Source organism: Aquabacterium sp., from assembly GCF_036279655.1.
In the GTDB taxonomy this organism is placed as follows: Bacteria; Pseudomonadota; Gammaproteobacteria; order Burkholderiales; family Burkholderiaceae_C; genus Aquabacterium.
This window is the reverse complement of sequence record NZ_DASUIT010000050.1, coordinates 1-6,627: the sequence shown is the minus strand read 5'-3', so window position 1 is coordinate 6,627 and position 6,627 is coordinate 1. Positions and strand designations below refer to the sequence as shown.

4 protein-coding genes and 1 pseudogene are annotated in these 6,627 nt (G+C 65.5%); all 5 read left to right on the top strand.

All coding sequences use genetic code 11. The annotated features are described in order from the left end of the window. Nucleotides 1-855, top strand: a pseudogene (locus VFW84_RS05570) (Fe/S-dependent 2-methylisocitrate dehydratase AcnD); the annotation flags it as partial. Nucleotides 856-857: 2 nt separating this feature from the next. Beyond that, nucleotides 858-2,057: a 2-methylaconitate cis-trans isomerase PrpF gene (gene prpF / locus VFW84_RS05565; RefSeq protein ID WP_329679448.1), complete on the top strand. Its 1,200-nt coding sequence runs from the start codon at nt 858-860 to the stop codon at nt 2,055-2,057. A 101-nt stretch (nt 2,058-2,158) separates the two neighbouring features. Beyond that, entirely contained in the window at nt 2,159-2,659 is a 501-nt protein-coding gene (locus VFW84_RS05560) for a hypothetical protein (RefSeq protein WP_329679447.1), read from the top strand. A 133-nt stretch (nt 2,660-2,792) separates the two neighbouring features. Next, nucleotides 2,793-4,676, top strand: coding sequence for an ATP-binding protein (locus VFW84_RS05555; RefSeq protein WP_329679446.1), 1,884 nt, complete (start codon nt 2,793-2,795; stop codon nt 4,674-4,676). A gap of 133 nt (nt 4,677-4,809) precedes the next feature. Then, nucleotides 4,810-6,627 (top strand): bifunctional aconitate hydratase 2/2-methylisocitrate dehydratase (locus VFW84_RS05550; protein WP_329679445.1); only part of this gene is annotated, 1,818 nt, incomplete at its 3' end.

Genomic DNA, 6,627 nt, shown 5'->3' with positions numbered 1-6,627 from the left:
GCCATCCAGGCCGACAAGGGCGTGAAGGTGAGCCCGCAGTACGACTGGCGCCCGCAATCCACCTACATCCGCCGCCCGCCTTACTGGGACACGGAAGGCGTGGGCGCCCTGGCCGCCAACCCGCGCACACTCAAGGGCATGCGCCCGCTGGCCATCCTGCCGGACAACATCACCACCGACCACCTGTCGCCGTCCAACGCGATCTTGATGAACTCGGCGGCTGGTGAATACCTGCACAAGATGGGCCTGCCCGAGGAGGACTTCAACTCCTACGCCACCCACCGGGGTGACCACCTCACCGCCATGCGCGCCACGTTTGCGAACCCCACCTTGAAAAACGAGATGGTGCGTGACGCCGACGGCAAGGTAAAGGCCGGCTCGCTGGCCCGCATCGAGCCCGAAGGCAAGGTCGTGCGCATGTGGGAAGCCATGGAGGCCTACCAGGAACGCAAACAGCCACTGATCATCATCGCCGGCGCCGACTACGGCCAGGGCTCGTCGCGTGACTGGGCGGCCAAGGGCGTGCGTCTGGCAGGGGTCGAGGCCATTGCGGCAGAAGGCTTCGAGCGCATCCACCGCACCAACCTGATCGGCATGGGCGTGATGCCCCTGGAGTTCAAGCCAGGCACCAACCGCCTGACCTTGGCCCTGGACGGCACAGAGACCTATGACGTGGAAGGCGAGCTGAAGCCCCGCACGGACCTGACCCTGGTCATCACCCGCAAGAATGGCGAAGTGGTGAAGGTGCCGATGACCTGCCGCCTGGACACGGCCGAAGAGGTGTCGGTGTATCAGGCCGGTGGCGTGTTGCAACGCTTCGCTCAGGACTTCCTGGCAGCTAACAAGGCAGCTTGATCATGGCCTTCGCCCCTCAAATCAAGATCCCCGCCACCTACCTACGCGGCGGCACCAGCAAAGGCGTGTTCTTCCGCCTGCAGGACCTGCCCGAGGCCTGCCAGGTGCCAGGCGCGGCCCGAGACAAGCTGTTCCTGCGCGTCATCGGCAGCCCCGACCCCTATGCCGCCCACATCGACGGCATGGGCGGGGCCACCTCCAGCACGAGCAAGTGCGTGATCCTGTCCAAGTCCAGCGTGCCCGATCACGACGTGGACTATCTCTACGGTCAGGTGTCGATCGACAAGCCCTTCGTCGACTGGAGCGGCAACTGCGGCAACCTGTCCACCGCCGCAGGCGCCTTCGCCATCCATGCCGGCCTGGTCGATCCGTCGCGCATTCCGCAAAACGGCGTGGCCGTGGTGCGCATCTGGCAAGCCAACATCCAGAAAACCATCATCGCCCATGTGCCCGTGACCCACGGTCAGGTGCAGGAAACGGGCGACTTCGAGCTCGATGGCGTGACCTTCCCCGCCGCCGAGATCGTGCTGGAGTTCATGGACCCGTCTGACGATGGCGACGAAGGCGGGGCCATGTTCCCCACCGGCAACCTGGTCGATGACCTGGAGGTTCCCGAGTCCGTGGTCAAAGGGGGCACGCTCCAGGCCACCATGATCACGGCCGGCATCCCCACGGTGTTCGTGAACGCCGCCGACATCGGCTACACCGGCACAGAGCTGAGAGAGCAGATCAACACCGACCCCGAGGCGCTCAAACGTTTCGAAGCCATCCGCGTGGCCGGCGCTCTGCGCATGGGCCTGATCAAGACGCCTGAAGAGGCCGCCACCCGCCAGCACACCCCAAAGATCGCCTTCGTGGCCCCGCCGACCACCTACCAGGCCTCCAGCGGCAAGACCGTGGAAGCCTCTGAGATCGACCTGCTGGTGCGCGCCCTGTCCATGGGCAAGCTGCATCACGCCATGATGGGCACCTGTGCCGTGGCCATCGGCACCGCAGCGGCCATCCCTGGCACCCTGGTGAACATCGCCGCCGGGGGAGGGGCACGCGAGGCCGTGCGCTTTGGCCACCCCTCGGGCACCCTGCGCGTGGGCGCCCAGGCCGAGCAGGTCAACGGCGCGTGGACCGTGAAAAAGGCCATCATGAGCCGCAGCGCCCGCGTGCTGATGGAAGGCTGGGTTCGCGTGCCCGGTGACACATTCTGAGACGACTTCACGGTCTTTCACCGAGACCGTGAACTTCCGATTGATGGCAAGATCCCACCATTGGTCAGCCCCTTTGGGGGCCCTCACTCCCTGGATCCCTCATGACTCACTGCCCCCTGATTCGAGCGCAACGCATCCGCAAGCTGGCCCTGACGGCCGGGCTGGTGGTCGGCATGGTGGCCGGCAGCTTCGCGTCCCCCATGGCGCATGCCGCCACGAAGAAGGCGCCCAAGGCAGAAAAATTCACCCTGCTGCCCGAAGCCACCGTGGAGCAGCTCGAAGCCGCCGAGCGCGTACTCACCGGCCGCTATGAGTGCGAGTTCGGCAAGCGCGTCTCGGTGGACCGCAATGACCGCAACCGCGGCTACTTCAACCTGAACCTGGGCAAACAGAGCTGGGTGATGAAGCCCGTGCTGTCCTCCACCGGTGCCATCCGCCTGGAAGACATCAAGGGCCGCGCCCTGCTGCTGCAGATCCTGACCAAATCCATGCTGATGGACACCAAAGTCGGGCGTCGCCTGGTCGACGGCTGCGTCCACGAGGTCCAGCGCGCAGCAGAGCAGGAGTTGCTGCGCAACCCGCAGCCGTCCAATCTGCAATGAGGCGTTGACGACGCCTGTCGCCCCCTCATCCAGGGGGGCGACTTGACCCAATAAGTCACGGTGGCGGCGCGCCCCTCAGGGAATTCCTGCTCCGCCTCAGAAACACGGTGCTGCACCATCACGGTGTCCCTGTGTGTTCCATCCCCCCGCCGTGATCTCGCCACCCTCGACCCGAACGCTCGAAGCGCAGATTCAAGCCGCTCGCTTGAGGATGTCTTTCGGCCATGTCCCGGCGGCGTCTCTGACTGGCGCGGGTTTTGCGGTATTGATCGCCATGCTGGTGGCCCACCTGCGCCCCACCGGCCTGGATCCGGGAACTGGATACTGGCTGTCCGCGCTCTTGCTGGTCGCCGCGCTCAGAACCGGGCATGCCATCGCCTATCTGCGCACACGGGACCGGACCTCCAGGTACTGGCAGCCGACCTTCCTGGTCCTGACCCTGCTCATTGCCTTCTGCTGGGGCGCACTGGTCTGGATGCTGCCGCTCCATGAAAGCACCGAGCTGATGACCGCCATGGTGGGCTCGGTCACCGGCATTGCCGCCACCGGCGTGGCCATGCTCCACGTGGATCGCATCAGCGCCCGGGCCTGGCTGACCCCCATCCTGCTGTCCACCGTGGTGTACTGCCTCTGGCAGGGCGGCCCCTTCGGCCTGTTCGGTGGGGTCAGCGTGGGCGGCTTCATGGTCGTGCTGTGGTTCAGCACAGGCCGATCCCACCGGCGTACTGGCGAGTTGCTGCGCCTGCGTTTTGCCGGAGAGGAACTCGCCGAGGCCCGCACCCAGGCCCTGCGCGAAGCAGAAGAGCTCAGCGCCGCCAAAGGCCGCTTCCTGGCCACCATGAGCCATGAAATGCGCACGCCCCTGCACGGCATCCTGGGCCTGGCGCGCATCCTGCAAGGCGACGTGGTCAGCCGCGATGCACACCAACGCCTTCACCTGCTGCAAGGCACCGGGCACCTGCTTCTGGGCGTGATCAACGATGTGCTGGACTTCTCGCGATTGCAGGAGGGATTGATGGAGTTGCGCCCCCGCGCCACGCATCTGCCCAACCTGGTCCGCGATGTCTGCGCCCTGAGCAACGTCACCGCCCAAGACAAGGGCCTGGACATCCGCATGCACTGCGATCTGCCCGCCGACCATTGGGTCGAGGTGGATGCCGACCGCCTCCAGCAGGTGCTGATCAATCTGGTGGGCAATGCGGTGAAGTTCACCGAGCACGGCCACATCCAGGTCACCGTGCGACAGGCAGAGAGCACCAGCGCCACCCAGGCACGCATCACCTTTGAGGTACAGGATTCCGGCATCGGCATTCCACCTCACGAAATCAGCCGCATTTTCGAGGCCTTCCACCAGGTGGACGGCCGATACGAGAGACGCTCATCGGGCAGCGGTTTGGGCTTGAGCATCGCGCGCCAGATCTGCCGCACCATGGACAGCGACATCGCATGCCAAAGCGTCGTCGGCCAGGGATCGACGTTCAGCTTCACGCTGGACCTGCCCTGCGCACGAGATCCGGGCACGGCTCCCGAATCGGCACCGCCGCAGTGCGATCAGCAGAGTCCGCTGCCCAACTTCGATGGCACCGTGCTGCTGGTGGAGGACAACCCCGTCAACACCCTGGTGGCACAAGCGGAGCTGGAGCAACTGGGCCTGTCGGTCGCCACGGTCGTCAATGGGCGGCAAGCCCTGCGGTGGCTGGCCTCGCATCAGGCCGATCTGGTGCTGATGGATTGCCACATGCCCGAGATGGACGGCTTCGAGGCCACCCGTCAGATCCGCGCATCCGAAGCCCGTCTCGGTGCACGACGCACGCCCGTCGTGGCCCTCACGGCCAGCGCGCAGAGCGAAGACCTTCGCCTGTGCCGGGACGCTGGCATGGACGACCACGTGAGCAAACCCTTCACTCCGGCAGACCTGCGCCGGGTGCTGCGCCTCCATCTGGGGCGCCCCGCCGCCGCATCCCCCCTGTCTCGGGCCGGCCAGGGCGATGAATCGACGGTCGAAATGACCCCATGATTTCACGCGCCCCTCGCACGAGGGGCCGCCAAAGTGCGACAATATAGGGCTGCACGGAAATTGCATTTCCATGTGACCGGGCGCTTCTTGCAGCCCGAGCTATTGCCCCATTTCCACTCCAGGTGAACACCACATGTTGCAAGCCTATCGCCAACACGTTGCTGAGCGCGCTGCCCTCGGCATCCCTCCTCTGGCCCTGTCGGCCCAGCAAACCGCTGAACTGATCGAGCTGATCAAGAACCCGCCCGCTGGCGAAGACGCCTTCCTGCTGGATCTGCTGACGCACCGCGTCCCCCCCGGCGTGGACGATGCGGCCAAGGTCAAGGCTTCCTTCCTGACCGCCGTGGCCGATGGCGAACTGACGGTGGGCCTGATCTCGCGTGCCAAGGCCACCGAGCTGCTGGGCACCATGGTGGGCGGCTACAACGTCAAGCCCCTGATCGATCTGCTGGGCGACGCTGAAGTGGGCACCATTGCCGCTGAAGCCCTCAAGAAGACCCTGCTGATGTTCGACTTCTTCCACGACGTGGCAGAACTCGCCAAGGCTGGCAACGCCAACGCCAAGGCCGTGATGCAGTCCTGGGCCGACGCCGAGTGGTTCACCAGCCGCCCCCCTGTGGCCAAGAAGATCACCGTGACCGTGTTCAAGGTGCCTGGCGAGACCAACACCGACGACCTGTCGCCCGCGCCCGACGCCTGGAGCCGCCCTGACATCCCGATGCACTATCTGGCGATGCTCAAGAACACCCGTCCCGACGCGGCCTTCAAGCCCGAAGAAGACGGCAAGCGCGGCCCGATGCAGTTCATCGAAGACCTCAAGAAGAAGGGCAACCTGGTCGCCTACGTCGGCGACGTGGTCGGCACCGGCTCTTCCCGCAAGTCGGCCACCAACAGCGTGATCTGGGCCACCGGCGAAGACATCCCCTTCGTGCCCAACAAGCGCTTCGGCGGCGTGACCCTGGGTGGCAAGATCGCCCCCATCTTCTTCAACACGCAGGAAGACTCCGGCTCCCTGCCCATCGAAGTCGATGTCTCCAACTTCGAGATGGGCGATGTCATCGACATCTACCCCTACGACGGCAAGATCGAGAAGAACGGCGCCGAGGCTGCCAGGTTCGAACTCAAGAGCCAGGTCCTGCTGGACGAAGTGCAGGCCGGTGGCCGCATCAACCTGATCATCGGCCGCTCGCTGACCGCCAAGGCCCGTGAGTTCCTGGGTCTGAGCGCCTCCACCGTCTTCCGTCTGCCCCAGGCTCCCGCTGACAGCGGCAAGGGCTTCACCCTGGCCCAGAAGATGGTCGGCCGTGCCTGTGGCCTGCCGGAAGGCAAGGGCGTGCGCCCTGGCACCTACTGCGAACCCAAGATGACCACGGTCGGCTCGCAAGACACCACCGGCCCCATGACCCGTGATGAGCTGAAGGACCTGGCTTGCCTGGGCTTCAGCGCTGACCTGGTGATGCAGTCCTTCTGTCACACCGCGGCTTACCCCAAGCCCGTGGACGTGAAGATGCACCGCGAGCTGCCCGCCTTCATCAGCAACCGCGGCGGCGTGGCCCTGCGTCCCGGTGACGGCGTGATCCACTCCTGGCTGAACCGTCTGCTGCTGCCCGACACCGTCGGCACCGGCGGCGACTCGCACACCCGATTCCCCATCGGCATCTCCTTCCCCGCAGGCTCGGGCCTGGTCGCCTTCGGCGCCGCCACGGGCGTGATGCCCCTGGACATGCCCGAATCCGTGCTGGTGCGCTTCAAGGGCCAGATGCAGCCTGGCGTCACCCTGCGTGACCTGGTGCATGCCATCCCCCTGTATGCCATCAAGGCCGGTCTGCTGACCGTGGCCAAGGCCGGCAAGAAGAACATCTTCTCGGGTCGCATCCTCGAAATCGAAGGCCTGCCCGACCTGAAGGTCGAGCAAGCATTCGAGCTGTCTGATGCGTCGGCCGAGCGCTCT